Below are 24,724 nucleotides of genomic sequence, written 5' to 3' on the forward strand. Positions count from 1 at the left end.
GGAGGCATGACCCTCGACCTCGAAGCGCTCTACCTCGACCTGCACCGGCACCCGGAGCTCTCCTTCCAGGAGACCCGCACCGCCGGTGTCGTGACGCGTGAACTCGCCGAGATGGGCCTCGAGTTCGAGGAGGGCGTCGGCCGCACCGGCGTCATCACCGCGATCCGCAACGGGTCGGGTCCGGTCATCTGGCTGCGCGCCGACATGGACGGGCTCCCCGTCGAGGAACAGACGGGCCTTTCCTACGCGAGCACCGCGCGCGGCGTCGATCCTGCCGGCACCGACGTGCCCGTCATGCACGCGTGCGGCCACGACATGCACGTCACCGCACTGCTAGGCGCGCTCGAGCGACTGCAGGCCACCCGCGAGGAGTGGTCGGGGACGGTCGTCGCCGTCTTCCAGCCCGCCGAAGAGTACGGCGCGGGAGCGCAGGCGATGATCGCCGACGGCGTCTTCGACCGGTTCCCGAAGCCCGACATCGTGCTCGGTCAGCACCTCACCCCGCTCCCGGCCGGCACGATCGGCGTCCGCCCGGGCACGCAGATGGCGGCCTCGGACGGCCTCACCGTGAAGCTGCTCGGACGCGGCGGCCACGGCTCACGCCCGCACTCGACGATCGACCCCGTGGTCATGGCGGCGGCCACCGTGATGCGCCTGCAAACCGTGGTGTCGCGCGAGATCGACCCCCGCGAGATGGCGGTCGTCACCGTCGGCTCGATCCATGCCGGCCTCAAGAACAACATCATCCCGGCCGAGGCGACACTCGAGCTCAGCCTCCGCTACCCCGACGACGACGCGCGGGCCGACGTCCTCGCCCGCGTCGAGCGCATCGTGCGGGCCGAGGCGATGGCATCCGGCGCGGAGCAGGAGCCCGTCATCACGACGCAGCACACCCTCCCCCCGACGATCAACGATCACGCGGCGACCGCGAAGGTGACCGCGGCGTTCGACCGCGCCTTCGGCGACGGCACCGTCATCGACCCCGGGATGTTCACCGGCAGCGAGGATGTCTCATGGTTCGCCCGCGAGGCCGGCGTGCCCCTCGTGTACTGGTTCTGGGGCGGCGTCGACCCGCAGCAGTACGCCGAGGCGGTCGCCGCGGGCACGGTCGCGCGCGACATCCCCACGAACCATTCGCCGTTCTTCGCGCCGATCCTGCACCCCACGATCGAGCGTGGCGTCGACGCGCTCACGGTCGCCGCACGGGAGTTCCTGGCATGACGAAACCGCTCGACATCATCGATGAGCCGCAGGGAGAGTCGGACCGCACGCCGCTCATCCTCGGCATCGTCGCGGGTATCCTCGCCGTCGCGGTCATCATCGCGCTCGTGCTGCTCGTCACCCGCCCGAACGGTGACGCCGCGGCGCCGCCAGTGCCGGCACCCGGACAGCCCGAGCCCGAGCAGCCCGCACCGCAGGAGTCGGCTCCGGAGGAGACCGAGGCACCGCCGCCGACGGCGCAGGTCGCGGTGAACGGTCTCGGACTCACCATCACGCAGGCCGACGGCACCGAGCTCACGCACGCCTGGGCCGACGACTCGGCGCCCGTCATCGAAGCCCTCACCGAACTGTTCGGCGAAGCGCCCACCGAGGACTTCCAGAACGGCGACGCCGAGAACTGGGCCTACGACATCTACGCCTGGGAGGGCTTCCGCCTCTACGACGTCTTCCTCGGCGACGGCGGACGCTCGCGCGACGAGGTTCCGGCGCCGACCTACGTCGCGATCACCGGAACCACCCCGGCCGACGTCGGCATCGTCGACGAGTTCGGTGTCGTCGTCGGCGACTCGATGGACAAGGTCCGTGGGCTCGACCCCACCGACGAGGTCGAGCTCTCCGACGGACGGGTGCGGATCGTGCTCGGGAACGGCCGTGGCACCTTCTACAACGACGGCAAGCGCGCCTTCAACGCCTTCGTCGAATCGGACGGATCGGCGCAGACCGTGGCATCCGTCACCTACACCTTCCGCGCGCGGGGGCAGTAAGCCGGCACCCGCGGCAGAAACGCGCACAGCCCATGTTGCGCAAGGGTTCGCGGCAGGCGTAATGTCGCCCGCCGTGACTCCTGAAAGTCGCGACCCCGAACCGGCCGCCACGCCCATCGCCAAACGCATCCTGATCGGCGATCCCCTCACCTCCGAGGAGCTCGACGAGCAGCTGCTTCCCAAGAAGCGCGCCCTGCCGATCTTCGCGTCCGACGCACTGTCCTCGGTGGCGTACGCACCGCAGGAACTGCTGATGATCCTGATGATCGGCGGCACCGCGTTCCTCGCGTTCGCGCCACCGATCGCTCTCGCCGTCGTCGTCCTGCTGACGGTCGTCGTGCTCAGCTACCGGCAGCTCATCAAGGCCTACCCGTCGGGCGGCGGCGACTACGAGGTCGCGCGCGTGAACCTCGGCGAGAAGGCCGGCGTCGTCGTGGGTTCGGCGCTCCTCGTCGACTACGTCCTGACGGTCGCAGTGTCGGTCTCGTCGGGCGTCGACAACATCATCTCCGCGCTGCCGTTTCTCGACCCGTGGCGCGTGGAGCTCGCGATCGGCTTCGTCATCCTCCTCGTCATCGTGAATCTCCGCGGTGTGCGCGAGGCCTCGCAGGCGTTCGCGATCCCGACGTACGTCTTCATCGGTTCGGTCGCGCTCATGATCGTCACCGGCCTCATCCGCTGGGCACTCGGCGACCCGCCCGTCGCGTCGAGTGCGGAGTTCGCGGTCGAAGCCGAGAACCTCTCGCAGGTCGCGGTGCTGCTGCTGCTTCTGCGCGCCTTCTCGAGCGGATGCTCCGCACTCACCGGCGTCGAAGCGGTGAGCAACGGCGTGCCCGCGTTCCGCGCGCCGAAGGTGCGCAACGCCCAGGCGACCCTCGTACTGATGGGCACGATCGCCGTCATGCTCTTCGCCGGACTCACGGCACTCGCCCTCGTCGCGGGCGTCCACTACGCCGAGGACCCGTGCCACCTCGTCGGCTTCGACTGCACCTCGGGCCCGCAGCCGAGCCTCATGGCCCAGGTCGCGGCCGCCACCTTCGGCGGCACGTCACCGTTGTTCTACCTCGTGCAGGCGGCGACGGCGTGCGTGCTGCTGCTCGCGGCGAACACCGCGTTCAACGGCTTCCCGCTGCTCGGGGCCGTGCTCGCCCGCGACGGTTACGCACCGAAGGCGCTGAACTCGCGCGGCGACCGCCTCGTCTTCTCGAACGGGATGGTGATCCTCGGCGCCGCCGCGATCGCGGTCCTCGTGATCTTCCAGGCCGATCTCACGACGCTGATCCAGCTGTACATCATCGGCGTCTTCGTGTCGTTCTCGCTCGGGCAGCTGGGCATGGTGCGGCACTGGCGGCGCGAGATCCGCTTCTGCCGGACGGATGCCGCCGCCAAACGCGCGGCATCCACTGGCCTCATCATCAACGGGGTCGGTGCCGCGTTCACCGTGACGGTGCTGCTCATCGTCACCGTGACGAAGTTCACCCACGGCGCATGGCTCGTGTTCCTGCTGATCCCGTTGCTGTCGTTCCTGATGATCGGCGTGAACCGGTACTACCGCGACGTCGAGCACGAGATCGCGATGGATGACACGGTGCGCTACGGCGCGACCGGCGACCTCGCGATCGTCCTCGTCGGCAGGCTGCAGAAGCCCGTCGCGAAGGCGATCGACTACGCGCTCGCGGCGAAGCACGACAAGACGCTCGCCGTGCACGTCGCGGTCACGAACGACGACATCGCTGAACTGCAGGCCGACTGGGAGGTGCACGAGGTGCCGGTGCCCCTCGTGGTCATCGACTCGCCGTACCGCCACTACGCGGCACCCCTCATCGGCTTCATCCAGAAGTACCGCGAGAAGCACGGTCCGGCCGTGGTGACGGTCTACCTGCCGCAGTACATCGTCGGCCACTGGTGGGAGGCGCCGCTGCACAACCGGCGGGCGAAGCGCATCGCGCACCAGCTGATGCTCGTGCACGGCGTGACCGTGACGCTCGTTCCGTGGCTGCTCGACTCGTCGGAGATCATCTACGGGCGACGGTCACGCCCGCTGCCGGGTGACGACCGCGGTGGCCGCCAGCAGCCCCACTTCGGGCTGGTGGAGCACGCCGAGAACTGACCCACTCCGTTTACGCACGGTTTCGGGTGCTTCGGCAGGTCGCGTAACACCGGAAACCGTGCGTAAACGGACAAGTCAAGCGAGGAGCAGCTCCTCGCGGCGCTCGATGAGCCAGCCGCGGCGTTCGATAAGGCCGTCGTGGCGGCCCACCAGGTCGGCGTCGAGGAGCGCGAGGCGTTCGCCCAGGAGGTTGGCCTCGTGGGCGGCATTCGCGATCCGCTCACGCACCATCCAGTCGCTGAAGATGTTGTCGAACAGCACGTCGAAAACGGCGAGCGAGTCGGAGATCTGCACGGCCTCAACCGGTGCCGCGCCGAGGTCGGCGAGCTCGGTCGCGAGGTGCTCGAGCGAGCGGTTGACGGCGGCGAAGGCCTGGGCCGACCTCGAGATGCGGTCGTGCTTCATGAGGTCGGCGATCATCCCGCCACCGAAGAAGGTGTCGTACGTCGACCAGCCGCCCGCCGAGTCGAGCGCCTGCTGCGCCAGGCCCAGCGCCTGCTGCGTCACCGCGAGCGCGAGCTGCGCCTCGGAGATCTCGATGCCCTCGCCGGCGAGCGCGCCGAGCTGCGTGTCGATCGCGATGAGTTCCTCGGATGCCGCGCTCCCGCCGCCGCGCACCTGCTCGGCTCGCGCGGCGAGCGCCGCTGCGAACGCGGCATCCACGTCACCGAGATCCACGATCGCGGCGGTGAGCCGGTCGAGGTCGTGCTGGGCTGCGGCGAGTCGTTCCTGACCGCCGGCGGCGGCCTGCTGGGCCGCGAGATGCTCGGCGCGCTCGACCGCGAGGCGGTCGTCGAGGTCGCCGCGCAGGCTCGCCCAGAGCTGCGCGGGCGAGAGCCGCTCGAGCTTCGCGACGTCGGTGGCCTCGCCCTGGACGCGCTGCTGCAGGTCGGCAGCTTCACGCTCGCGGCGGGCGACGAGCTCGCCGGCTGCGGCGGCCTGCACCGTCAGCTGGTCGCGGCGGGTGCGGGCGGCGGCGGCATCGCGGAGGGCGTCGGACGGTGTCTGGGCTCTCATGAGGACCATCGTGTCAGGTCGCCGCGATAACGATCCCGTCGCAACGGCGCGACCGTGGCACTCGCCCTGTCAGACTTCCGCGTATGGGGGAACGTCCGAAAGCGCTGCTGCCCGTCTTGATCGTCGCGGGGGTGCTCGCGGTGGCCGCAGTCGTCGTGATGGTGGTGCTGCTGACGCGGCCAGGTGAGCCTGCTGCGTCGCCGTCAGAACCGACGTCACCCAGCGTGACGCCGTCAGCGGCACCGAACCCTCCGCCGACGCCGAGCCCCACGCCGACGGTCGCGCCCGCAGCGAGCGAGGTCGCGATGGCGGCGACCGGCTTCACCCTCGTCGGCGACGACGGGTCGGACCTGTTCACCTACCGGTGGCACGATGATGCGGCATCCGCCGTCGACGCACTGACCGACGCATTCGGCTCGGCTCCGGAGGAGTCAGTCCTCGAGGGCGACGGGACGCATTTCCCCGACTACACGTCGTACCGATGGGGCGGGTTCGAGCTCCGCGACATGGTGGAGACCGAAGACGGCAAGCCGCGCGCGGAGTATGTTCAGCCGTCTTACGCCGTCATCACCGCCGAGCGCGAGAACGGGGTAGCGCTCGTGGCCGAGTTCAATCTCGTGATCGGGTCGAGCATCGAAGAGGTCCGCGCCCTTGAGCCCGACTCGGAGTTCGAGCGTAGTGACGGGACGGTCCGCCTCTTCCTCGAGTCGGAGCGCAATGGTTTCAGCGCGCCCGAAGTCGTCAACGGGGAGTACGCGCTGGCGATCGGCGCCGAGGAAGACGGCGCGGTCTACGAGATCATCTATCTGCCGTACTCCGAACTCTGACGACGGCCGCTGCCGCAGCCCCGGTCACGACCGACCCGGCCCGCCTGCACCGGCGTAGCCTAGAGGGGTGAGTCTTCCCGCCCTGCCCGACACCGCGAGGTCCGCGACGATGACGCCTGCGACGCTCGACGCCGCGGCGCTGCGTGCGGACTTCCCGATCCTGCAGCAGCAGGTGAACGGGCATCCGCTCGTGTACCTCGACTCCGGCGCGACGAGTCAGCGGCCCCGTCAGGTACTGCAGGCGGAATACGACTTCCTCACCGGCGCGAACGCGGCCGTCCACCGCGGCGCGCACACCCTCGCCGCAGAGGCGACCGACCACTTCGAAGACGCGCGCGCGGTCGTCGCCGGCTTCGTCGGCGCCCGCCCGGAACAACTCGTCTGGATCAGCGGCGCGACCCTCGGGATCAACCTCGTCGCGTACGCGATCGGCAACGCGACGGCGGGGCGGGGAGCCCCGGCATCCGCTCGGTTCGCCCTCGCGCCCGGCGACGAGATCGTGACCACCGAGATCGAGCACCACGCGAACCTCATTCCCTGGCAGGAGCTCGCCGCCCGTACCGGCGCGGTGCTCCGCCACATCCCGGCACACGACGACGGCACGCTGGACATGGATGCCGCGGCCGAGGTCATCAGCGAGCGCACGCGCATCGTCGCGTTCACGCACGTCTCGAACGTGCTCGGCATCATCAACCCTGTCGAGGATCTCGTCGCCCTCGCGCAGCGGGTCGGCGCCCTCACCGTGCTGGACGCCTGCCAGTCGGCACCGCATCTGCGGCTCGACCTGCCCGCGCTCGGCGTCGACCTCGCGGTGTTCAGCGGCCACAAGATGCTCGGCCCCTACGGCGTCGGCGGCCTGTATGGGCGCAGCGACGTGCTCGAGACCCTGCCGCCGTTCCTCACCGGCGGGTCGATGATCACGACCGTGACGCTCGACGAGGCCGGCTACCTCCCGCCGCCGCAGCGGTTCGAGGCCGGCACCCAGCCGATCGGCCCCGCCGTCGGTCTCGCCGCCGCGGTGACGTACATCCAGGACGCCGGCATCGACGCGATCCACGCGCACGAGGCACGCCTCGCCGCGCGCATGCGCGAAGGGCTCGTGCAGATCCCCGGCATCCGCCTCCTCGGCGACGCACCGGGGGCGGAGCGTGTGGGCCTGTGGTCGTTCGACGTCGACGGCGTGCACGCACACGACGCCGGGCAGTTCCTCGACGCGCAGGGCATCGCCGTCCGCGTCGGCCATCACTGCGCAGCTCCCCTGCACCGCCGCTTCGGCATCACCGCGTCGGTGCGCGCCTCGCTCGCGCTCTACAACACCGAGGACGACGTCGATGCGTTGCTCGACGCGGTCAGCGGCATCCGTCCCTACTTCGGAGTGAACGCATGAACGGTCTCGACTCGCTCTACCAGGAGCTCATCCTCGACCACTCGAAGCATCCGCGCGGCAGCGGGCTCGGGCCCGAAGAGGGGCGCACCGCGAGCTCGCACCAGCACAACCCGATGTGCGGCGACGACATCACGCTGCGCGCGCACGTCGACGACAGCGGCGAGCACCTTCTCGATGTGACCTGGGAGGGCTCGGGCTGCTCGATCTCGCAGGCGTCGGCCTCGATGCTGGCCGCCCTCGTCGAGGAGGACGGCGGTGAGACGGGCCTCGCCCGCGCCGACGTCGACCGGCTCATCGAGGGCTTCCGCGAGGCGCTGCGGTCGCGGGGCACGATCCCCCTCGACGAGGAGACGTACGCGGATGCCGCCGCACTCTCGGGCGTCTCGAAGTTCTCCGCCCGCGTGAAGTGCGCGATGCTCGCCTGGGTCGCCCTCGAGGACGCCCTCGCCCGCGCCTGACCCGCGGTGCCGGCCGCCTGCCGCTCGCGCGCCCGTCGCGCGACGCCGGCAGCGTTGCGGCATCCGTCCACACTGCCGGCGAGCGGATGCCACGGCGTCAAGTCGTCTGCAGCACCGTCTCCTCGAGCCGCGCGTACGAGGCTTCCATGCCGTCGGACATGCCGGTGGCGAGGATCATGTCGCGGGTCTCCTTGTCGGGGTACTCGATGAGAAGGGTGAGGAGGGTCGCGCCGTTCTCCTCGTAGAGCTGCAGGTCGTTGAGGGTCGAAGGCCCCTCCATCCCCGACATCTTCTCGGTCGTCACCGTGCGACGCGGCGCGTCTACTAGCACGGCTTCGCCCTCGAAGCCGAAGGCGGTCTCGGGCTGACCCTCCTGCTCCCAGGCGTACCGGTACTGCGCGCCCACCTCGTTCGCGGGCTCCGCGGCGGTCATCACCCATCCGTCTGGGCCGAGCAGCCACTTCCGCAGCAGCTCGGACTCGTGATGCGCGCGCCAGACGAGCTCGCGTGAACCCTCCACGAGCCGGGTGATGCGGACGTGGGTGTCGTCGAGCAGCTCGACGACGGTCCCCTTGCCCTTCGAATACTCGCGGAGGTCGTGGAGCACCGCGTCGAGCTGCGACATCGCGAGGCGCGACCCCTCGACGGCGCCCATGGCGACGACCTGCTCCAGCGCCTCCGCCGAGGTGAAGTACGTCACGTTCGACAGGCGCGAGCCTCCCGGGGTCTCGTCGAACGAGAACACCATCCGCATCGAGGGGAAGTCCGCGAGCGGCCGCCCATCGGCGTCGGCGAACGCGTCGATGACCTCGAAGCTGCGGCCCTCATCGATGGCGACGAACTCCCAGGTGCCGCGGGAGGTCTCACCCCGCGGGCTCGTCATGGCGTAGTGCGCATGCCCGCCGACGGTGAAGTCGAAGGCGGTGAAGGTGGCCGGCCATCCCGGGGGACCCCAGAAGCGCTCGAGCTGACGCGGCTGGGTGAAGGCGCGCCAGAGCCGGTCGACGGGGGCGTCGAGATCGGCGGTGAGGGTCATGGTGAGCGCCTCGGGGTCGGTGGTGATGTCGGTGACGGGCATGTCCTTCTCCTTCGTCGGATGGATGCTGCGTGGTCTGCGGTCGGATGTGTTCAGGTGTGGTCGTCGGGTTCGGCGAGCAGGGCGTCGAGGCGGTCGATGCGTGCGCGCCAGAGTTCCTCGTAGCGGGCGAGCAGCGCCTTCGCGCGGGCGATCATGGCCGGGTCCGCCCGGACGAGTCGCTCGCGCCCCTCGGCGCGCTTGATGATGAGGGAGGCCGCTTCGAGCACGGCGACGTGCTTCTGCACTGCCGCGAACGACATGTCGTACTCGGCCGCGAGGGTCGAGACGGACTGCTCGCGCTCGATCGTGCGGCGCAGGATGTCGCGCCGCGTGGCGGTCGCGAGGGCGTGGAACACCCGGTCGATCTGCTCATCGGTCAGCTCGCTCTGCTGGGGCATCTTTTCTACAACCATTTGGTTGTACGTTAGATTCGGACGTGACGCGCGTCAAGACCTCTCTTCCCGAACGATCGCCGACGCTGCCTTGCTCGCGTCGAGCGGATGCCGCGAGCTCAGCCGAGCGCCGCACAGGCGACGCACCGCGTGGCCTGCGGACGCGCCTCGAGCCGGGCGGCCGGAATGGGGTTCCCGCAGTGCTCGCATACGCCGTACGTCCCCGCCTCGACGAGCGCGAGCGCCGCACGGACGTCGTCGAGCTCCCGCGCGGTCGCCGAGCGGACCGCCGCGACCCGCTGCCACTCCCCCGACAGCGTCGACCCCTCAGGATCGTGCTCGTCGTCGGCCGTGGCATCCGCTCGGTCGGCCCTCAGCGATGCGTCGTCCGCGTCGAGCCGAGCGAGCAGCGCAGTCAGCTCTCGCTCGCGTTCCGCGAGCCGCGCGGCGGGGTCGTCTGCGGGCACGCCCCCAGCGTATGCGTCCCCTCCCGTCCGTTTACGCACGACTTCTGCGCTTTCGGGCGCCGCGATAACGCCGAAAGTCGTGCGTATACGGACTGGGCAGAGGGATGCCGCGGCATGGGTGCGGGTGCTTAGGCTGGAACGCATGGCTGACATCCTGGCGATCACCGGTGGTCACGTCGTCCCCGTCGTGGGCGACCCGATCGAAGGCGGGACGGTGATCGCCGTCGACGGCGTCATCACCGCGGTCGGGGCGGACATCGCGATCCCCGACGGCGCACGCGTCGTCGACGCGACCGGAAGCTGGGTGCTCCCGGGGCTCGTCGAGGCGCACGGTCACCTGGGCGTCCACGAGGACGGCGAGGGCTGGTCGGGCAACGACACCAACGAGATGACCGATCCGAACGGCGCACGCTTTCGCGCCCTCGACGGCATCGACATCGAAGAGGTCGGCTTCCGTGACGCACTGCGCGGCGGTGTGACCACCGCCGTCATCAAGCCCGGCTCGGGAAACCCCATCGGCGGGCGCACGGTCGCGATCAAGACCTGGGGCGGTCGCACCGTTGACGAGCAGGTGCTGCGGGCCGATGTGTCCGTGAAGTCGGCGCTGGGCGAGAACCCGAAGCGCGTCTACGGCGAGAAGAAGCAGACGCCCTCAACGCGGCTCGGCGTGGCCGCGGTCCTCCGCGAGGCGTTCGTCGGCGCGCGCACGTACGCCGAGAAGCGCGCAGCGGCGGCCTCGAAGGGCGAGCCGTTCGACCGCGATCTCACGCACGAGACCCTCGCCGCGGTCCTTGACGGCGACCTCGCCTGGGATCAGCACTGCCATCGCCACGACGACATCGCCACGGCCATCCGCCTCGCCGAGGAGTTCGGATACCGGCTCGTCGTCAACCACGGCACCGAGGGCCACAAGATCGCCGACGTGCTCGCCGAGAAGGGCATCCCCGTGATCTTCGGACCGATGCTCACCTCGCGATCGAAGGTGGAACTGCGCGACCGCGGCATCGGGAACCTCGCGCTCATCGCCGAGGCCGGCGTGACCGTGGCGATCACGACCGACCACCCCGTCGTGCCGATCGACCAGCTCCGCCTGCAGGCGATCCTCGCCGTGAGCGAAGGGCTCGACCCGAAGATCGCGCTCGAGGCGTTGACCGTCAACCCGGCCGCGATCCTCCGGCTCGACGACCGGGTCGGCGCGCTCGAGGCCGGCCGCGACGCGGACATCGTGGTGTGGTCGGGCGATCCGCTCGCGATCGACTCGCGCGTGGAGCGCGTGTTCATCGGCGGCCGCGACGTCGTCGAACCCACTGGGGCCGAAGACGTCACCCCGCGCGTGGTGGAACGCTGGGAGCGGTTCGGCCGCACCTCCTGGCGCAGCTGAGCGCGGTCGGCACGCGAGACCAGCGGATGCCGCCCCGTCAACCCCATCGCCATGGCACGCTGCCGCGGCGCAGGGTGGTGGCATGAGCGACAGCACCCCCGAGCACGCACCAGACACCGCACCCCAGGACGACGACCGCGAGCCCGACACCGAGGAACTCGAGGAGCCGAGCACGGCGAAGGACCCCGGCGAAGAACCGAAGGCATCCGACGGCGGCGAGGACCCCTCCGACGACGGCAAGTCACATCACGCGGTCGGCATCGGTGTCGTCGAGTCAGAAGTCCCCGACGAAGACGCGCGGGGCGCCTGACGCGGCATCCACTCGACGCGCACGGCGAGTGAGCCCCGGGAACTAGACTGGCCGGTATCCCCCGGCATCCCGAGTCTTGGAGCCCAGCCGCGTGAGCACCCCCGTCGCAGATACCGTCCAGAACGCCGTCGACACGCCGGAGAAGGAGCAGCCGTACGGCGCGCTCGGCCTCAAGGCCGACGAGTACGACCGCATCCGCGAGATCCTCGGCCGCCGCCCCACCTCGGGCGAGCTGGCGATGTACTCCGTCATGTGGAGCGAGCACTGCTCCTACAAGTCGTCGAAGATCTACCTGCGCCGCTTCGGGCAGAAGGTCTCGGACGAGATGAAGGATCGCCTCATGGTCGGCATGGGGCAGAACGCCGGCGTCGTCGACGTGGGCGAGGGCTGGGCGGTCACCTTCAAGGTCGAGTCGCACAACCACCCCAGCTACATCGAGCCGTTCCAGGGTGCCGCGACCGGCGTCGGCGGCATCGTCCGCGACATCATCTCGATGGGCGCGCGCCCGGTCGCCGTCATGGACCAGCTCCGCTTCGGCGCGATCGACAACCCCGACACCGCGCGCGTCGTGCACGGCGTCGTCTCGGGCATCAGCTTCTACGGCAACTGCCTCGGCCTGCCCAACATCGGCGGCGAGACGGTCTTCGACGCCGTCTACCAGGGCAACCCGCTCGTGAACGCCCTCGCGGTCGGCGTCATGCGCCACGAAGACATCAAGCTCGCCAACGCGACCGGCACGGGCAACAAGGTCGTCCTGTTCGGCGCCCGCACGGGCGGCGACGGCATCGGCGGCGCCTCGATCCTGGCATCCGACACCTTCGCCGACGGCGGACCCACCAAGCGCCCCGCTGTGCAGGTCGGCGACCCGTTCGCCGAGAAGGTGCTCATCGAGTGCTGCCTCGAGCTGTACAAGGGCGAGCTCGTCGAAGCCATCCAGGACCTCGGCGCCGCGGGCATCTCGTGCGCCACGAGCGAGCTCGCCGCGAACGGCGGCTCGGGCATGCGCGTCGACCTTGAGAACGTGCTGCTGCGCGACCCGTCGCTCACGCCGGAGGAGATCCTCATGAGCGAGAGCCAGGAGCGCATGATGGCGATCGTCGCTCCCGAGAAGCTGGGCGCCTTCCTCGCCGTCGTCGAGAAGTGGGACGTCGAGACGAGCGTCCTCGGTGAGGTCACCGGCGACGGCCGCCTGCAGATCTTCTGGCACGGCGAGCAGATCGTCGACGTCGACCCCTCGACCGTCGCGGTCGACGGCCCCGTCTACGAGCGCCCCGTCGCGTACCCGACCTGGATCGACGCGCTGCGTGAGGACTCGGCATCCGCTCTGGAGCGGAGCGATGACCCCGACACCCTGCGCGCGCAGTTCCTGCAGCTGCTCGGCAGCCCGAACCTCGCCGACACGTCCTGGATCACCAACCAGTACGACTACTACGTCATGGGCAACACCGCGCTCAGCTTCCCCGACGACGCCGGCATGATCCGCGTCGACGAGGAGTCGGGCCTCGGCTTCGCGATCGCGACCGACTGCAACGGCCGCTACTGCCAGCTCGACCCGTACGCGGGTGCGCAGCTGGCCCTCGCCGAGGCGTACCGCAACGTCGCCGTCACCGGCGCCGTGCCGACCGCCGTCACGGACTGCCTGAACTTCGGCAGCCCCGAGAACCCCGAGGTGATGTGGCAGTTCGGGCAGGCCGTCGACGGCCTCGCCGACGCCTGCTTCGAGCTCGGCGTGCCGGTCACCGGCGGCAACGTGTCGTTCTACAACCAGACCGGCGACCAGCCGATCTTCCCGACCCCGGTCGTGGGCGTCCTCGGCATCATCGACGACGTCGCCCGCCGCATTCCGAGCGGCTGGCAGGATGCCGGCGAGAACATCTACCTGCTCGGGACGACGTCCACCGAGCTCGACGGCTCGGCGTGGGCCGGCACCGTGCACGGTCACCTCGGCGGACGCCCGCCCAAGGTCGACCTGGCCGGCGAGAAGACCCTCGCGGGCCTGCTGCAGGCGGCGCGCGACGAGATGCTCGTCTCGAGCGCGCACGACCTGTCGTCGGGTGGTCTCGCGCAGGCGCTGGCCGAGGCGGTCATGCGCTTCGGCGTCGGTGCCCGCGTCTGGCTCCGCGAGATCATGGAGCGTGACGGTGTGGATGCCGCCACCGCACTGTTCAGCGAGTCGACCGGCCGCGTCATCGTGTCGGTGCCCCGCGAAGAGGACGTGAAGTTCCGCGGTCTCTGCGAGGGACGCGGCTACCCGGTGCTTCGCATCGGCGTCACCGACGCGCCCGCGAGCGGCGAGGCCGAGCTCGAGGTGCAGGGTGTGTTCACGCTCGCGGCATCCGAGCTGCGCGGCATCTCGAAGGCGACCCTCCCGGCTGCCTTCGGACCGATCGTCGACGAGGTGCCTGCATGACCGACGACCCCGAATACGCGGAGTTCGCGGGCAAGCGGCGCGCCCGCACCCGCGTCGTCGCGTGGGTCGTGATCATCGCGATGGTGCTCGTCGGCGGCGGCGCCACGGTGCTGAGCCTCCTCTTCGGCTGACGCGCGCGGTGCGGCCCGCGGCGGCCACGCCCGCGGCGGCCACGCCAGCGGCGGGCACGCCCGCGGCATCCGCTCGCCCCACCCTGACCGCGAGAGAACACTTCCGCGCCGAGAGTACGGGCCGCAACCGTTCCCTCGTCCGCCAGATGTTCCCTCGCCCGGATGCCGCGCCGCGGCGCCGCGCCGCGAGACTGCGCGCACAGCCCGAGACGTTGACAACAGACCAACGTCTCGGGCTGCCACTGCTGTCTCGCGGTCAAGAGGCGACCAGCGGATGCCGCACCCGAGCGCCCGCGCGGCGGGGCCGGTTAGCATGGCGGGGTGGAGCCCTGGACCTTCGGAACGCCCTGGGTCGTCGCATTCGGGGCCGCGCTGGTCGAGTTCTGGTGGATCGCACCCGCCGCAGCCGGCGCCGGCGCGGCCGGGGTGCTCGGCGTGCGCCGCAGCCGCTCCACGAAAGCCCGCCGACTCGGGGTGACCGCCGCGCGGCTCGAGCTGCAGCAGGCGCGCACCGACAGCATCACCGCCCGCGCGTCGGCGAAGGTCGCGCAGGCTGAGGTGGCCCGGGTCGAAGCCGAACGCGCCGCCGGCAAGGCCACCGCCGCCGACGTGCATGCCGCGCGCCGCGCGCTCGACGTCGCAGCTCGCGCCCGCACCGCGGCGGCCGCGCACATCCGCGTCGCCCGCGCCCGCATCGGGGTCGAGCGCGCCGCCGTCCCCGCCCGCGGCACCGACCCCGTGCACCTGCCACTCGCACGCACGATGGCCGCGCACGATGCGGTCGCGGCGCGGTGGATCGAGTACGAGACGGATGCCGCGCGCCGCATCGCCTTCCCCGCGATGAGCGACGCGCGCGTACCGACCACCGCAGAGTTCCTGCGGCTCGACGCCGAGGCGCGCACGCTCCGCCCGGCGACGCCGCGCACCCGCGTCTCCCCCGCGGACTACACCGCCTACCGCGGCGTCGTCGACCGCCTCGCGCGGGCGTTCGACGCGGCGGAGCACGAGGCCTGGCGCCTCGCGGGTCGACGTCCCGACGACGCACCGCCTGAGCCGCCGACGATGACGCAGCGATGGACGACCACCGCGACGGAGGCGATCACCCGCTCGGCGGAAGGGCTGGCGCGGGCGGCCGAGGCCGCGGCATCCGCACTCGATGCCCACCGTGACCGCCGAGACCGGCCCGGCAAATAGGCTGAACCCGTGGAAGCATTCTGGACGTTCGCGGGCACCTATTGGTGGTTGGTGTTTCCGATGTTCGGTCTCGCCTCCGCCGCCGGCAACGCGTGGACGAAGAACGCGAAGCGGCGGCATCAGCAGCGGCTCGAGGTGATCCGGGCGAAGGCGGAGCTCACAGCCGCCAAGCGCGGGGTCGGCGCTGCCGCGGCATCCGAGGCATCCGCTCCGGCCGATACGCTGCCGGCGCAGCTCGACGACCTCCGCGCGGTGCACGACGAGGTCGTGAAGCGCTGGCTCGACTACGAGCTCGATGTGGCGAAGCTCATCGCGTTCCCGTCGATGAGCGACGGGCGAGACCCGCTGACGGCGGGATTCCTGCGCGCGAAGAAGGTCGCCGATCGTGCACGCCCGGCGGACGGCGCGAAGCCGACCCCCGAGCAGGTGACGGAGTACCGCAAGGCCGTGACCGAGTTCGAGGTGGCGTTCGACCTCGCCGAGCACGAGGCGCGACGGGTCCGCGACTCCGGGTTCACCGACTCCGAGCGCAAGCGTCTCGCGACGGCGTCGCGCCTGCTCGCGGTGGCGACCGACCAGGCGGCGACGCCCGCCGAGCGGCACGTCGCGTACCAGCGGGTGCGCGAGGAGATCGACGGGCTCATCGCCCTGTCGGACGAGGCCGTCGAGGTGCTCGAAAAGAAGGTCGCGCGCGAGCTCCCCGCCGGCAGGCCGTCGACGACCCCGCCGCCACCCGGCACCACGGTGCCGCACCCCGCCGACCCCGGCCGCACCGCTGAGCCCGGCGCCCACGCGTAGGCTTTCGGGGTGAGTACCCCCGCCCCCGCGAGCCCGACCGCATCGTCGAAGATGTTCGGCGCCCTCGCCGCCGTCGTGATCGCGATCCCGCTGTGCTTCTTCGCGGTGACCGTCGCGGTCGCGGTGATGCTGTGCCTGGTCGCGGTAATCCTCGTCGTGCAGGGGTGGCTGCTCCGCCGCGAGGAATCCAGCGGCGGCTTCCGGCTGTGGATGCTGCTGCTCCCACTCGTCCCCGCCGTCCTGATCATCGCGCTCCGCGGTTACGAGGGCGCGGTGCAGCTCATCGGCTTCTTCGGCGTCGTCGCCTGAGTTCCAACACGACGAAGGGGACCCGGCCGAAGCCGAATCCCCCTCGAGCGGATGCCGCAGCTTATTCGGCGATCAGCGTCTCGAACGCGTCGGGGTTCGCCTCGATCCACGCGTCGATGGCCTCGGCCTCCTTGCCCTCGCCGTACTCGTTCACGACCATGTCCTCGAGCGAGGCGTAGGTCTCGTCGGTGAGCTTGATGCCGGCGATCAGCTCGGCGGCCTCGGGGTACTCCTCGGCGAAGCCGGCGGTCCCCAAGAAGTGCAGCGCCTCGGGCTCGCCCATGGCGCCGCGCGGGTCTTCGAGGTCCTTCAGGCCGTAGGCGTCATTCGCCCAGAACGGACGCCACGACGTCACGACGATGTCGCGCTCCGCGGCGATCGCGCTGTCGAGCTCGGTGAGCATCGCGGCGGTCGACGAGGTGACGAGCTCGAACGAGTCCTCGAGTTCGTACTCGGGGATCATCGACTCCTGCGTCTGCTTGGTGAGGCCGGCGCCCGGCTCGATGCCGTAGATCTTGCCGCCGAAGCGGTCGGCGTTGTCGGCGAGATCCTCGATCGAGTCAATGTCGACGTAGTCGGGGACGGCGATCGTGAGGACGGCACCCTCGTAGTAGGCGCCGATGTCGTCGATCTGGCCGTCGTACTTCTCCATGTAGGACGCGTGGGTGACCTCGGGCCACGCCGACGGGTACATGTCGACGTCGCCCTGGGCGAGCCCGGCATAGAGCGGGCCGGCTTCGGTGAGCTCTTCCATCTCGACCGTGTAGCCGATCTTCTCGAGCTGGTCCTCGAGCAGGTACGCGGTGCTGAGGCCGTCGGTCCACGAGGGCAGGAAGCCCAGCGTGATCGTGCCGAGGCTGGCGTCGCCGCCTTCGCCCGAGCCGCCTTCGGCCTGGTTGCCGCTGGCGCAGCCGGCGAGGGTGAGGGATGCCGCGGCGCCGAGCGCCACGAGACCGGTGAGGTGTCGCTTGTTCATCGTGAACCTTCCGTATGTGATTGCGTGCGTTCCGTATCGTGCTGTGGTCCGGGTGCATCCGGACCGTGCGGTCGCTCGCGCGGCCGCACGTCTGGGGTGTCAGACCGCGACGCCGGCGCGCCGGGGCGACGCCTGCTCGCGCTCTGCTTCGGTCTTCGCCTCGGCGGATGCCGCCCGCGGCGTCGCGCCGCCGGTGGGGGTGCTGCCCTTGCCGGTCCGACGACGGGCGAGGATGCCCAGCAGCGACCAGCGCTGCCCGCGCAGGTTGCCGAGGGCGGCAGTGAGGCGGTCGAGGTAGACGGCGAGGATGACGACGCTGAGGCCGGCTTCGACGCCCTTCGCGATGTCGACGGTCGACATGGCCTGGACGATCTCCTTGCCGAGTCCGTCGGCGCCGGCGATACCGGCGATGACGGCCATCGACAGGGCGAGCATGATGAGCTGGTTGACGCCGGCCATGATGCTGGGCATCGCGAGCGGCAGCTGCACGCCGCGGAGGATCTGGCCGGGTGTCGCGCCGAACGCGTGGCCGGCTTCGACCGTCTCGGAGTCGACGCCGCGGATGCCGAGCTCGGTGAGGCGGACGCCCGGTGGGAGGGCGAAGATGACGGTCGCGACGACGCCGGGGACGACGCCGATGCTGAAGAAGACGATCGCCGGGATCAGGTAGACGAACGCCGGCATGCTCTGCATGAGGTCGAGCACGGGCCGGATCGCCGCGCTGAGGCGGTCGTTCCTGGCGGCGGCGATGCCGACGGGCACGGCGATGATCACCGCGATGAGTGCGGCGATCAGGACGAGCGCGAGCGTCTGCATCGCGTTGACCCATTGTCCGACACCGAGGATGAGCGCGAAGCTCAACACGGTGCCGAGGGCGAACTGCCACGAGCGGAAGGCCCAGGCGAGGATCGCGAGGATGACGATCACCGCGACGATCGGCAGGTTCAGGAGCGCGTCGGCGAGCGTGTCGACGAGCCAGCTCACTGCGCTCGAAATGGCCGAGAGCAGCCAGCCGAGGTTGTCGCGGATCCAGTCCACGCCTGCGTCGACCCAGTCTCCGATGGGAATGCGGAAGCCGTCCATCAGCGCACCTCCTCCGTGTCGGGGGTCGAACCTTCGACGGCCGCGAGCACCTCGTCGATCTCGGTCTGCGACACCGGGTCAAGGATCACCGGGATCTCGGTGGTCTCGGTCGTCTGCGGGCCGAGGGCGGTCAGCAGCGTGATGCGCGGGATGATGCCGACGAGTCGACCCTCGGCATCCGTCACGGCCAGTGGCAGCGGGGACTCTGCAGCGGGGACGAACAGGTCCATGAGGACGTCGTCCTGACCGACGGTCTGCGCCACCGGCTTCAGCATGGTGGTGAGGTCGGTCTCACCGCGGCGGATGAGCTTGAGCGCGTCGCGGTCGGTGACCATGCCGAGCAGCTTCCGGCCGCGGTCGGTGACGTAGATGGCGGCCATGCGGTTGTCGCTCATGGCACGGAGCGCGGTGCGCGGGCCGGTGCCTGAGGTGACCGAGACGGTGCCGGGGCGCTCCATGACATTCGCGGCGGTCAGCACGCGGGCGCGGTCGACGTCCTGTACGAACTGCTCGACGTAGTCGTTGGCCGGGTCGGTGAGGATGTCTTCGGGCGTGCCGATCTGGACGATCCGACCGTCGCGCATGACGGCGATGCGGTCACCGAGGAACATCGCCTCGTTGAGATCGTGCGTGATGAAGACGATCGTCTTCTGCAGCTTCTGCTGCAGCTCGAGCAGCTGCTCCTGCATCTCACGACGGATGAGCGGGTCGAGCGCGCTGAACGCCTCGTCCATCAGCAGGATGTCGGTGTCGGCGGCGAGCGCGCGGGCGATGCCGACGCGCTGCTGCATGCCGCCCGAGAGCGCCGATGGGAGCTTGTCGCCCCAGCCGCCGAGCCCGACGAGTTCGAGGATCTCCTCGGCCTTGGCGAGGCGCTCGGTCTTGCCGACCCCCTGCAGCTCGAGCGGGTACGCGACGTTCGCCGCGACGGTGCGGTGCGGGAGCAGCGCGAAGTGCTGGAAGACCATGGCGATGCGCTCGCGACGGATGCCGCGGAGCTTCGACGCCGGGATGCCGGTGATGGGGTCGCCGTGGACGAGCACCTCGCCGCCGGTCGCGTCGTGCAGACCGTTCAGCATGCGGATGATCGTCGACTTGCCTGAGCCCGAGAGCCCCATGATGACGAAGATCTCGCCGCGCTCGACCGTGAAGCTCGCGTCGATGACGGCTGCCGTCCCCGCGTCCTTCACCTTCTCGCGGGGTTCGCCTGCCTTCAGGCGTTTCACCGCCAGAGCGGGATTCCGTCCAAAGACCTTGTACAGGCCCTTCGCTTCGACTGCGGGGGTGGTCACGTGTCTGCACCTCGGCGGGCGCGCGCAGGCGTCCGCATCGGTTGCGCCCGGGTGGCGATCACAGGCGCGCGCGAGCGTTCGAAGAACACCTCCAGCGCAGCGCTCCGGAAACGAACATCGGGATCGTTCCCCAGACCGCCGACCGTACGCCCGCCCGGCGCCGGCATCCCCAGAGAGAACCGGTTCGAGCGACCGCGGACTGGTCGTCGTCGGGCACAAGGCCCTCATCGACCATATGTAATGCATTCACAGGGATCAAACCGAGCGCGCCCCTTGCCGGACGCCGACCACTCGGGTATTCGCGCGGGCGCGCGGCATCCGCTGGGGTCGAAATCGAGGGTTGACGTGCGCTCGGTTCTTTGGTTACTTAGTCATGTAACTAACCCACGAACCGGTTCATCCCGAGCCAGAGGGGAGTCGGAATGGTCGAAGAAGGACGTCCGCTCTTCCTGCAGATCGCGGAGAGCGTCGAAGACTCGATCATCGACGGCAGCCTCGCCGAGCAGGCGCAGGCTCCGTCGACGAACGAGCTCGCCGCGTTCTACCGCATCAACCCCGCCACCGCTGCGAAAGGAATCGCCATGCTCACCGACAAAGGCGTGCTGACCAAGCGGCGCGGCATCGGCATGTTCGTCGCCGACGGCGCCCGCGAGTTGCTGCTCACCGAACGGCGGACCGCGTTCGCGGACCGCTACCTCGACCCCCTCCTCGCCGAAGCCCGCAAGCTCGGGCTCGGCCCCGACGACCTGGCGCGACTGCTCACCGAGCGCGCCGCCTCCAGCACCGCCACGACCACGGAAGGAACGACACGATGACCGCCGTCATCGAGGTGAAGAACCTCACCAAGCGCTACCGCGAGAAGACCGCGGTGGACGACATCTCGTTCACGATCGAGAGGGACTCGATTTACGGACTGCTCGGGCGCAACGGCGCCGGCAAGACCACCGTCATGTCGATCCTGACAGCGCAGAACTTCCCCACCAGCGGGGACGTGCGCGTTTTCGGCGAAGCGCCCTACGAGAACGCGGGCGTCCTGCGTCGGATGTGCTTCGTCCGTGAGAGTCAGAAGTACCCCGACGACGCCACCCCGCTGCACGCTTTCCGCATCGCCCGGCTGTTCTACCCGAACTGGGATCAGGCCCTCGCCGAGCGCCTCATCGCCGACTTCCAGTTGCCACTGAAGCGCACGATCAAGAAGCTCTCGCGCGGCCAGCTCAGCGCCGTGGGCGTCATCATCGGCATCGCCGCGCGCGCCGAGATCACCTTCTTCGACGAGCCGTATCTGGGATTGGATGCCGTAGCGCGGCAGATCTTCTATGACCGGCTCCTCGAGGACTACGCCGAGCATCCGCGCACGATCATCCTGTCGAGCCACCTGATCGACGAGGTCGCGAACCTCCTGGAACGCGTCATCGTGATCGACGGTGGCCGGATCATCATGGACGAGGACACCGAGTCGGTGCGGGATCGCGCCGTGACGATCCTCGGTGACTCGGCCGCCGTCGAGGCGTTCGTCGCGGGCCGCGAGGTCCTCCACCGCGAGAGCCTCGGCCGGGTCACGAGCGTCACCGTGCTCGGCACCCTCACCCCCGCCGAGCGCGCCGAGCTCGCGGCATCCGGACTCGACGTCGGACCGGTCTCTCTGCAACAACTCATCGTTCGACAGACCCAGCATTCCGCCCCTACCGATGAAGGAGCACTGCGATGAACCGCACCTTGAACGTCGTCCGCATGCAGCTGGTGAACCGGCAGACCTACATCTGGGTGCCGCTCATCGTGCTCGGCGGGACGGTCGTGATCTCGCTCGCAATCTTCGGGCTGATCGCGTCGAACGGCGTCGACACCGACATGTTCGGCGGCGGCGCCCAGGCGCCACTGTGGTACTTCGCCGTCGTCGGCGTGCAAGCGCTCACCCTCACCTTCCCGTTCTCACAGGCGATGAGCGTCACCCGCAGGGAGTTCTTCCTCGGCACGCTGCTCACTGCGGCGATGACCTCGTTCGGACTCGCCGCCCTGTTCGTGATCGGCGGTTTCATCGAAGAGTGGACCGCTGGGTGGGGCATCGGCGGCTACATGTTCCGCCTCACCTGGGTGTGGGAGTACGGACCGGTTGTGGCGGGGCTGTTCTTCTTCTCGCTGGCGCTGCTGTTCTTCGTCGTCGGCTTCTGCGGTGCGACGGTCTACAAGCGGTGGGGCAATCTCATCCTCACCGTCACCCTGGTCGGGCTCGCGCTCGTGCTCGTGGGCGCGATGTGGCTGATCGGGCAGCTGCAGGCGTGGCCCGAGGTCATGGCCTGGTTCGGCAGCCTCACCGCGCCGAGCCTGAGTGCCGCGATGCTCGCCGTGACCGCGGTGCTGGGCATCGCGTCCTACGGGATGCTGCGGCGCACCGTCGCCTGATCGCGGCCCGCGGCCGGGGAGCGCGTCAGCGCTCTTCGGCCGCTGCCGTGTGGTGGCGGATGACCTCGGCGACGACGAAGTTGAACCACTTCTCGGCGAACTCCGGGTCGAGGTCCGCATCGGCGGCGAGCCGCTTGAGGCGGGCGATCTGCTGCTCCTCGCGGGAGGGATCGGATGCCGGCATCCCATACTCCGCCTTCAGCACACCGACCTGCTTCGTGCAGCGGAAGCGCTCCGCGAGCATGTGGATGAGCGCAGCGTCGATGTTGTCGATGCTGGAACGCAGGCTGTGCAGCTGGGCGATCGGGTCGGTCATGATTCCTCCGCGCCGACCCTATCGCGAGCGGATGCCGCAGCTCACGTCGGCTCGGTCGTGCGCACGAGCCCGCAGTTCAGGCACGACCACACCACGAGGAACCGTTCATCGTCGAGGATCTCGAATCGCAGCGGATCGCCGCACGTCGGACACGTGCGGGGGTCGACCGCCGGACGGCTCACAGGTCGACGCGACGGCCGAAGCTGCGGGCGCTCCGGGGGCGGGGCGAGCAGGTCGCCGCGGCACGGAGACGCACGATCTCGTGCGGCTGCAGACCGGCGACCTCGCCGAAGTCCTCGAGCGACGAGAACCCGCCGCGCTTGGTGCGCTCCTTCACGAGGCGACGCGCCTTCGTGCGGTCCATGCCGGGAAGCTCACGCAGCTCGTCGGCGGTCGCGGTCTGCACGTCGACGGGCTCAGCGGGCTCCCTCGTCGCGAGCAGATCGCTCGAATCGGCGCCGAGGTCGGCCGCGAGCCGTGCTGCGTCGCTCTTCGCGGGCGCAGTCGCCCGCTGCGCCGCGGCCGCTTTCGCCGCGGCATCCTTCGCCCGCTGATTCCGCTTGCCACGACGCGACGAGCGCGGCGGCTGACGCTTCGCGGGTGCTGCCGGAGCGGATGCCACGCCACCCGCCCCAGCGCCAGTGAGCAGATTCTGCCCGACCGACCGCCGCTCCCACATGGTGCGCAGCCACCCGGGGTTGAGCGCCAGGGCGAACAGGATGCCGCCGAGGTGCACGATCGAGTTGACGAGGTCGCCGAAGCCACCCCACAGCTCGACACCGAGCGTGACCGCGACGATCGAGATCACGATGCCGGCGACGATCGCCGCCACGCGGCGCGAGACCGCGCCGACGACGAGGAACCCGAGCCAGGCGAACCCGGGACCGAAGAGCACCGGAAGGATCCAGGTGCTCATGCCGAACAACCACCCGTACCCGGGTGCCTGCGCGGAGCGGGGCGTCGTCATGCATGGTCCTTCACGTTCAGCACCATCGTCAGGGTGTCCTCGTCGTCGCGCGTCTCGGAGACGAGCTCGAACCCGGCGGTGTCGGCGCGGGCGCGGATCCGCTCGGCGACAGCACGCTGCACATGCGTCGCGTACGCGGCATCCAACCGCTCGATGACCGACGCCGCCTCGGCCTCGGTCAACTCGTGGCCGTCGACGCGCTCGAGATGCGCGGCCCAGATGCCGTCATCGTTCCGGGCCATCTCGATCTCCACGCCGTCGACCGTCGCCCGGAGCGTCCCGCCCACCGAAGAGACCGTCGACGCGCCGAGGTCGGCGAGCGCCGCAGCCAGCAGCCCCTCGTCCTTCATCCGCGTCTGCACGGCGACAGGCACCGCGCCGCCGCCGTCACCGTCCGCGCGGTCTCCCCTCCCGACGCTCACGGCGCCTGCGATCCCGGTCGCGCTCACGGCCGCCGCGGCGGCGAGGGCGGCGGGGATCAGGATCAGCGAGATGCTCATGACAGGTCCTCTCTCACACGACGGGATGCCAGCCGGTCGCCGCGCACCCCCAGATCGTCCAGCAGCGCCGCGAGCGCGGCATCCGTCGCCCACCCGTTGACGGCGACCGTGCCGTCGCGGGCGATGCGTACCTCGAGCGAATCCGCGCCACCGGATGCCGCGATCTCGCGCACCCGCTCGGCGTAGACCGGCGTCAGGGCGCGGATCTCCTGGTTGCGCGACCCGATCCAGGGCCGCGTGGTGTCGGGGAGGTCGCGCAGGTACGGCCCGTCGCAGAGCAGGTCGGTCGCTGCGAGCAGCCGCGCGATGTCCGGGCGCTCCGCGGCCCACTCGACGAGTCGCTCGTGGGTGTATCCGCTGAAGGCCATCACCGTGAGGCCCGCGGCGCGGAACGCCTCTGCGACCGCGGCCATGGCGGCGGCCTGGTCGAACGGCTCGCCGCCGAGGAGCGTCACGCCCTCGGCACCCGCGGCGAGCGCGTCGGCCACCCAGCGGTCGGCAAGGGTCGTCGGGTCGTCGAGCGAGCCGCCGCGCGCCGCCCAGAGCTGGGGGTTGAAGCAGCCGGGGCACCGCACCGCGCACCCCTGCACCCAGATCGCGGCGCGCACGCCGGGCCCCTCGGCCTCGGTCGCCGGCACGAAGCGGGCCCAGCGGAGCGGACCGTCGCAGGCTGCGGGCATCGCGGTGCCGAGCGAGGTCGCGCCCCCCGCCTGGCCGAGCGAGGTGCTCACAATCCCTCTTCGACGTGCGACTCCGACGAGACGGGTGCACCGACCCGGTGGTAGTCGTCGGTGAACTGCGACGAGGCGGTCTCGGCGTCGAGGAGCGCCTCGAGCTGCTGGATGTACTCCAGGCACTCGGGCCCGGTCATCCCGAACGTCTCCGCCGCGACCGATCCGTCGGCGCGGAGCTGAACGACAAGCTGCTTCATGATGC

The 24,724-nt window shown here is 70.3% G+C and carries 29 protein-coding genes; 16 read left to right on the forward strand and 13 right to left on the reverse strand.

Translation table 11 applies throughout. The annotated features are described in order from the left end of the window. The first annotated feature begins 6 nt into the window (after nucleotides 1–6). The 3 genes from QNI14_RS05925 to QNI14_RS05935 all read left to right on the forward strand — a co-directional run bounded on the left by QNI14_RS05925 (nucleotide 7) and on the right by QNI14_RS05935 (nucleotide 4,095). Nucleotides 7–1,221 carry an amidohydrolase gene (locus QNI14_RS05925; RefSeq protein WP_283715521.1) on the forward strand — a complete coding sequence of 405 codons (1,215 nt, stop codon included), beginning with the start codon at nucleotides 7–9 and terminating at the stop codon, nucleotides 1,219–1,221. Then, nucleotides 1,218–1,985, forward strand: a complete 768-nt coding sequence (locus tag QNI14_RS05930; RefSeq protein WP_283715522.1) for a hypothetical protein — start codon at nucleotides 1,218–1,220, stop codon at nucleotides 1,983–1,985. The genes QNI14_RS05925 and QNI14_RS05930 overlap by 4 nt, the downstream gene beginning before the upstream one ends. 61 nt (nucleotides 1,986–2,046) lie before the next feature. Then, entirely contained in the window at nucleotides 2,047–4,095 is a 2,049-nt protein-coding gene (locus QNI14_RS05935) for an APC family permease (RefSeq protein WP_283715523.1), read from the forward strand. A 75-nt stretch (nucleotides 4,096–4,170) separates the two neighbouring features. Here the strand turns inward: QNI14_RS05935 and QNI14_RS05940 are convergent, their stop codons facing one another. Further along, nucleotides 4,171–5,112 (reverse strand): hypothetical protein, encoded by a 942-nt coding sequence (locus QNI14_RS05940; protein ID WP_283715524.1) that lies wholly within the window; start codon nucleotides 5,110–5,112, stop codon nucleotides 4,171–4,173. An 83-nt stretch (nucleotides 5,113–5,195) separates the two neighbouring features. Here QNI14_RS05940 and QNI14_RS05945 point away from each other — a divergent pair, with 83 nt between their 5' ends. The 3 genes from QNI14_RS05945 (at nucleotide 5,196) to sufU (ending at nucleotide 7,784) form a co-directional block, all read left to right on the forward strand. Next, on the forward strand, nucleotides 5,196–5,939 hold the full coding sequence (locus QNI14_RS05945) for a hypothetical protein (RefSeq protein ID WP_283715525.1): 744 nt from the start codon (nucleotides 5,196–5,198) through the stop codon (nucleotides 5,937–5,939). 109 nt (nucleotides 5,940–6,048) lie between these two features. Beyond that, on the forward strand, nucleotides 6,049–7,326 hold the full coding sequence (locus tag QNI14_RS05950) for a SufS family cysteine desulfurase (protein ID WP_283715827.1): 1,278 nt from the start codon (nucleotides 6,049–6,051) through the stop codon (nucleotides 7,324–7,326). Beyond that, nucleotides 7,323–7,784: a Fe-S cluster assembly sulfur transfer protein SufU gene (gene sufU, locus QNI14_RS05955; RefSeq protein ID WP_283715526.1), complete on the forward strand. Its 462-nt coding sequence runs from the start codon at nucleotides 7,323–7,325 to the stop codon at nucleotides 7,782–7,784. Before QNI14_RS05950 ends, sufU begins: the two co-directional genes overlap by 4 nt. 97 nt (nucleotides 7,785–7,881) lie before the next feature. Here the strand turns inward: sufU and QNI14_RS05960 are convergent, their stop codons facing one another. The 3 genes from QNI14_RS05960 to QNI14_RS05970 form a co-directional block, all read right to left on the reverse strand. Beyond that, the gene (locus QNI14_RS05960; protein WP_283715527.1) at nucleotides 7,882–8,862 is read right to left on the reverse strand and encodes an SRPBCC family protein; all 981 of its coding nucleotides are present in this window, start codon (nucleotides 8,860–8,862) and stop codon (nucleotides 7,882–7,884) included. 50 nt (nucleotides 8,863–8,912) lie between these two features. Further along, entirely contained in the window at nucleotides 8,913–9,260 is a 348-nt protein-coding gene (locus QNI14_RS05965; RefSeq protein WP_283715528.1) for an ArsR/SmtB family transcription factor, read from the reverse strand. 113 nt (nucleotides 9,261–9,373) lie between these two features. Then, nucleotides 9,374–9,721, reverse strand: a complete 348-nt coding sequence (locus QNI14_RS05970) for a TraR/DksA family transcriptional regulator (protein ID WP_283715529.1) — start codon at nucleotides 9,719–9,721, stop codon at nucleotides 9,374–9,376. Nucleotides 9,722–9,863: 142 nt separating this feature from the next. Here QNI14_RS05970 and QNI14_RS05975 point away from each other — a divergent pair, with 142 nt between their 5' ends. The 7 genes from QNI14_RS05975 to QNI14_RS06005 all read left to right on the forward strand — a co-directional run bounded on the left by QNI14_RS05975 (nucleotide 9,864) and on the right by QNI14_RS06005 (nucleotide 16,254). Further along, complete coding sequence (locus tag QNI14_RS05975; protein WP_283715530.1) at nucleotides 9,864–11,102, forward strand: amidohydrolase; 1,239 nt, start codon at nucleotides 9,864–9,866, stop codon at nucleotides 11,100–11,102. Nucleotides 11,103–11,184: 82 nt separating this feature from the next. Next, the gene (locus tag QNI14_RS05980; protein WP_283715531.1) at nucleotides 11,185–11,412 is read left to right on the forward strand and encodes a hypothetical protein; all 228 of its coding nucleotides are present in this window, start codon (nucleotides 11,185–11,187) and stop codon (nucleotides 11,410–11,412) included. A 91-nt stretch (nucleotides 11,413–11,503) separates the two neighbouring features. Then, nucleotides 11,504–13,822 (forward strand): phosphoribosylformylglycinamidine synthase subunit PurL, encoded by a 2,319-nt coding sequence (purL, locus tag QNI14_RS05985; RefSeq protein WP_283715532.1) that lies wholly within the window; start codon nucleotides 11,504–11,506, stop codon nucleotides 13,820–13,822. Beyond that, entirely contained in the window at nucleotides 13,819–13,953 is a 135-nt protein-coding gene (locus QNI14_RS05990) for a hypothetical protein (RefSeq protein ID WP_283715533.1), read from the forward strand. Before purL ends, QNI14_RS05990 begins: the two co-directional genes overlap by 4 nt. A gap of 321 nt (nucleotides 13,954–14,274) precedes the next feature. Next, nucleotides 14,275–15,147: a hypothetical protein gene (locus QNI14_RS05995; RefSeq protein ID WP_283715534.1), complete on the forward strand. Its 873-nt coding sequence runs from the start codon at nucleotides 14,275–14,277 to the stop codon at nucleotides 15,145–15,147. A gap of 9 nt (nucleotides 15,148–15,156) precedes the next feature. After that, complete coding sequence (locus QNI14_RS06000) at nucleotides 15,157–15,945, forward strand: hypothetical protein (protein ID WP_283715535.1); 789 nt, start codon at nucleotides 15,157–15,159, stop codon at nucleotides 15,943–15,945. A gap of 9 nt (nucleotides 15,946–15,954) precedes the next feature. Then, nucleotides 15,955–16,254: a hypothetical protein gene (locus tag QNI14_RS06005; RefSeq protein ID WP_283715536.1), complete on the forward strand. Its 300-nt coding sequence runs from the start codon at nucleotides 15,955–15,957 to the stop codon at nucleotides 16,252–16,254. 61 nt (nucleotides 16,255–16,315) lie between these two features. On the opposite strand, the gene QNI14_RS06010 is transcribed toward QNI14_RS06005, so the two are convergent. From QNI14_RS06010 to QNI14_RS06020, 3 genes are all read right to left on the reverse strand, one after another. Further along, nucleotides 16,316–17,230: a glycine betaine ABC transporter substrate-binding protein gene (locus QNI14_RS06010; RefSeq protein ID WP_283715537.1), complete on the reverse strand. Its 915-nt coding sequence runs from the start codon at nucleotides 17,228–17,230 to the stop codon at nucleotides 16,316–16,318. A gap of 99 nt (nucleotides 17,231–17,329) precedes the next feature. After that, a complete protein-coding gene (locus tag QNI14_RS06015; protein WP_283715538.1) occupies nucleotides 17,330–18,313 on the reverse strand; it encodes an ABC transporter permease in 984 nt (327 codons plus the stop codon). Next, nucleotides 18,313–19,605 (reverse strand): quaternary amine ABC transporter ATP-binding protein, encoded by a 1,293-nt coding sequence (locus tag QNI14_RS06020; RefSeq protein ID WP_283715539.1) that lies wholly within the window; start codon nucleotides 19,603–19,605, stop codon nucleotides 18,313–18,315. Before QNI14_RS06020 ends, QNI14_RS06015 begins: the two co-directional genes overlap by 1 nt. 422 nt (nucleotides 19,606–20,027) lie before the next feature. Here QNI14_RS06020 and QNI14_RS06025 point away from each other — a divergent pair, with 422 nt between their 5' ends. Genes QNI14_RS06025 through QNI14_RS06035 form a run of 3 tightly spaced genes read left to right on the forward strand, consistent with a single transcriptional unit; the run spans nucleotide 20,028 to nucleotide 22,005 of the window. Beyond that, nucleotides 20,028–20,420 carry a GntR family transcriptional regulator gene (locus QNI14_RS06025; RefSeq protein ID WP_283715540.1) on the forward strand — a complete coding sequence of 131 codons (393 nt, stop codon included), beginning with the start codon at nucleotides 20,028–20,030 and terminating at the stop codon, nucleotides 20,418–20,420. Next, entirely contained in the window at nucleotides 20,417–21,313 is an 897-nt protein-coding gene (locus QNI14_RS06030) for an ABC transporter ATP-binding protein (RefSeq protein WP_283715541.1), read from the forward strand. Before QNI14_RS06025 ends, QNI14_RS06030 begins: the two co-directional genes overlap by 4 nt. Further along, entirely contained in the window at nucleotides 21,310–22,005 is a 696-nt protein-coding gene (locus QNI14_RS06035; RefSeq protein WP_283715542.1) for a hypothetical protein, read from the forward strand. The genes QNI14_RS06030 and QNI14_RS06035 overlap by 4 nt, the downstream gene beginning before the upstream one ends. Before the next feature lie 25 nt (nucleotides 22,006–22,030). On the opposite strand, the gene QNI14_RS06040 is transcribed toward QNI14_RS06035, so the two are convergent. Genes QNI14_RS06040 through QNI14_RS06065 form a run of 6 tightly spaced genes read right to left on the reverse strand, consistent with a single transcriptional unit; the run spans nucleotide 22,031 to nucleotide 24,719 of the window. Further along, nucleotides 22,031–22,321 (reverse strand): chorismate mutase, encoded by a 291-nt coding sequence (locus QNI14_RS06040; RefSeq protein ID WP_283715543.1) that lies wholly within the window; start codon nucleotides 22,319–22,321, stop codon nucleotides 22,031–22,033. Between the two features lie 41 nt (nucleotides 22,322–22,362). After that, nucleotides 22,363–22,503, reverse strand: a complete 141-nt coding sequence (locus QNI14_RS06045) for a hypothetical protein (RefSeq protein ID WP_283715544.1) — start codon at nucleotides 22,501–22,503, stop codon at nucleotides 22,363–22,365. Further along, entirely contained in the window at nucleotides 22,500–23,288 is a 789-nt protein-coding gene (locus QNI14_RS06050; RefSeq protein ID WP_283715545.1) for a ComEA family DNA-binding protein, read from the reverse strand. Before QNI14_RS06050 ends, QNI14_RS06045 begins: the two co-directional genes overlap by 4 nt. Next, nucleotides 23,285–23,788 (reverse strand): hypothetical protein, encoded by a 504-nt coding sequence (locus tag QNI14_RS06055; protein WP_283715547.1) that lies wholly within the window; start codon nucleotides 23,786–23,788, stop codon nucleotides 23,285–23,287. The genes QNI14_RS06050 and QNI14_RS06055 overlap by 4 nt, the downstream gene beginning before the upstream one ends. Further along, nucleotides 23,785–24,519, reverse strand: coding sequence for a 4Fe-4S single cluster domain-containing protein (locus QNI14_RS06060; RefSeq protein ID WP_283715548.1), 735 nt, complete (start codon nucleotides 24,517–24,519; stop codon nucleotides 23,785–23,787). Before QNI14_RS06060 ends, QNI14_RS06055 begins: the two co-directional genes overlap by 4 nt. Then, nucleotides 24,516–24,719 carry a DUF2997 domain-containing protein gene (locus QNI14_RS06065; RefSeq protein WP_283715549.1) on the reverse strand — a complete coding sequence of 68 codons (204 nt, stop codon included), beginning with the start codon at nucleotides 24,717–24,719 and terminating at the stop codon, nucleotides 24,516–24,518. The genes QNI14_RS06060 and QNI14_RS06065 overlap by 4 nt, the downstream gene beginning before the upstream one ends. Nucleotides 24,720–24,724: the final 5 nt, after the last annotated feature.

Origin of the sequence: Microbacterium dauci (genome assembly GCF_030065535.1) — a bacterium.
GTDB lineage: Bacteria > Actinomycetota > Actinomycetes > Actinomycetales > Microbacteriaceae > Microbacterium > Microbacterium dauci.

Bases quoted from the DNA above. Each gene is read 5' to 3' on its own strand.
- QNI14_RS05925 (WP_283715521.1), top strand. From the start codon at position 7: ATGACCCTCGACCTCGAAGCGCTCTACCTCGACCTGCACCGGCACCCG.
- QNI14_RS05930 (WP_283715522.1), top strand. From the start codon at position 1,218: ATGACGAAACCGCTCGACATCATCGATGAGCCGCAGGGAGAGTCGGAC.
- QNI14_RS05935 (WP_283715523.1), top strand. From the start codon at position 2,047: ATGTCGCCCGCCGTGACTCCTGAAAGTCGCGACCCCGAACCGGCCGCC.
- QNI14_RS05940 (WP_283715524.1), bottom strand. From the start codon at position 5,112: ATGAGAGCCCAGACACCGTCCGACGCCCTCCGCGATGCCGCCGCCGCC.
- QNI14_RS05945 (WP_283715525.1), top strand. From the start codon at position 5,196: ATGGGGGAACGTCCGAAAGCGCTGCTGCCCGTCTTGATCGTCGCGGGG.
- QNI14_RS05950 (WP_283715827.1), top strand. From the start codon at position 6,049: ATGACGCCTGCGACGCTCGACGCCGCGGCGCTGCGTGCGGACTTCCCG.
- sufU (WP_283715526.1), top strand. From the start codon at position 7,323: ATGAACGGTCTCGACTCGCTCTACCAGGAGCTCATCCTCGACCACTCG.
- QNI14_RS05960 (WP_283715527.1), bottom strand. From the start codon at position 8,862: ATGCCCGTCACCGACATCACCACCGACCCCGAGGCGCTCACCATGACC.
- QNI14_RS05965 (WP_283715528.1), bottom strand. From the start codon at position 9,260: ATGCCCCAGCAGAGCGAGCTGACCGATGAGCAGATCGACCGGGTGTTC.
- QNI14_RS05975 (WP_283715530.1), top strand. From the start codon at position 9,864: ATGGCTGACATCCTGGCGATCACCGGTGGTCACGTCGTCCCCGTCGTG.
- QNI14_RS05980 (WP_283715531.1), top strand. From the start codon at position 11,185: ATGAGCGACAGCACCCCCGAGCACGCACCAGACACCGCACCCCAGGAC.
- QNI14_RS05990 (WP_283715533.1), top strand. From the start codon at position 13,819: ATGACCGACGACCCCGAATACGCGGAGTTCGCGGGCAAGCGGCGCGCC.
- QNI14_RS06010 (WP_283715537.1), bottom strand. From the start codon at position 17,230: ATGAACAAGCGACACCTCACCGGTCTCGTGGCGCTCGGCGCCGCGGCA.
- QNI14_RS06015 (WP_283715538.1), bottom strand. From the start codon at position 18,313: ATGGACGGCTTCCGCATTCCCATCGGAGACTGGGTCGACGCAGGCGTG.
- QNI14_RS06025 (WP_283715540.1), top strand. From the start codon at position 20,028: ATGGTCGAAGAAGGACGTCCGCTCTTCCTGCAGATCGCGGAGAGCGTC.
- QNI14_RS06030 (WP_283715541.1), top strand. From the start codon at position 20,417: ATGACCGCCGTCATCGAGGTGAAGAACCTCACCAAGCGCTACCGCGAG.
- QNI14_RS06035 (WP_283715542.1), top strand. From the start codon at position 21,310: ATGAACCGCACCTTGAACGTCGTCCGCATGCAGCTGGTGAACCGGCAG.
- QNI14_RS06040 (WP_283715543.1), bottom strand. From the start codon at position 22,321: ATGACCGACCCGATCGCCCAGCTGCACAGCCTGCGTTCCAGCATCGAC.
- QNI14_RS06050 (WP_283715545.1), bottom strand. From the start codon at position 23,288: ATGACGACGCCCCGCTCCGCGCAGGCACCCGGGTACGGGTGGTTGTTC.
- QNI14_RS06055 (WP_283715547.1), bottom strand. From the start codon at position 23,788: ATGAGCATCTCGCTGATCCTGATCCCCGCCGCCCTCGCCGCCGCGGCG.
- QNI14_RS06065 (WP_283715549.1), bottom strand. From the start codon at position 24,719: ATGAAGCAGCTTGTCGTTCAGCTCCGCGCCGACGGATCGGTCGCGGCG.